The organism is Oleiphilus sp. HI0123 (assembly GCF_001635315.1).
Genome location: NZ_LWGE01000338.1, coordinates 1 through 895, shown reverse-complemented (window position 1 = coordinate 895; position 895 = coordinate 1). Strand labels below are relative to the sequence as shown.

Genomic DNA, 895 nt, shown 5'->3' with positions numbered 1-895 from the left:
GAAGCGACGGTATTCGTATCAGCATCACCCTCATGTAAGCAGCGAATAATCGTATCGGTAAGTTCGGCTATAAAGGTGTCGCAATCTGGTAGGCTTATTAGTAAGTCTTCTGCTTGTTTGCCTAGTATGCCGTGAAGTGTGATATCAGAGTGCGGAATTGGAATATCTAGATCACTTACCGAGAAGGCGATAGACAACTTTTCTTGCTGACTGTAAACAGGACAACAAAAATAATTTTTACACGATTTAGCTCGGTCATCACTTAAAGCTTGCGTAAAGTGAATGGCTGAAAGATTTAATTTTTTCGGGAAAATAATCTCATTAACTATCGTCACCATTGCACTAAGTAATAATTCGTCGGAACATTGGCTTGAATAACCGTAATCCGGGTTCCACACCAGGCAAAATGAATTGTCAGGATTTAGTTCCGTGTGTGCAAGACTTCCTGCGTAGATCAAGCCCTGAAATCGTTTGAAGCAAGCTAACGCTTCACCCACGTTTCTGGCCGTGCGAAACAGGTAGCCGAGTACGCCTACATGCTCAACCTTTATATACCTTCCTATTTCAAGGCCCAACGCGTCGTATGGCGTTAGCGCTTCTAATTCTTCTAATAAACGCCACCATTGTGCAAAAGACATATGTTGCTTAGCGGATAAATAGTCAAGCTTCTGTTCATACAACGGAAGACTAAGACCGCTTTGCTTAATAAAGGTCTGTAGGTATCCGACAACATCCCGAGAGATAAAAAAATCATTTAAAGAATTCATAAGCTGATTGTAATGGTGGCGCAGATTGTCAAAAAATATTATTGCTATGACAATAATAGATGCTGCTTGTGGAATAAACTAGCTTTAATTACTGATTAGTTTGAAGGAGCAATTCATGAGCGACTTAC

1 protein-coding gene is annotated in these 895 nt (G+C 40.6%); it reads right to left on the bottom strand.

Annotation, left to right across the window (positions count from 1 at the left end; translation table 11 throughout):
• The coding region (locus A3761_RS03205; protein WP_068749802.1) for an AraC family transcriptional regulator ligand-binding domain-containing protein at nt 1-767 on the bottom strand (767 nt) is incomplete at its 3' end.
• Between the last annotated feature and the right edge of the window lie 128 nt (nt 768-895).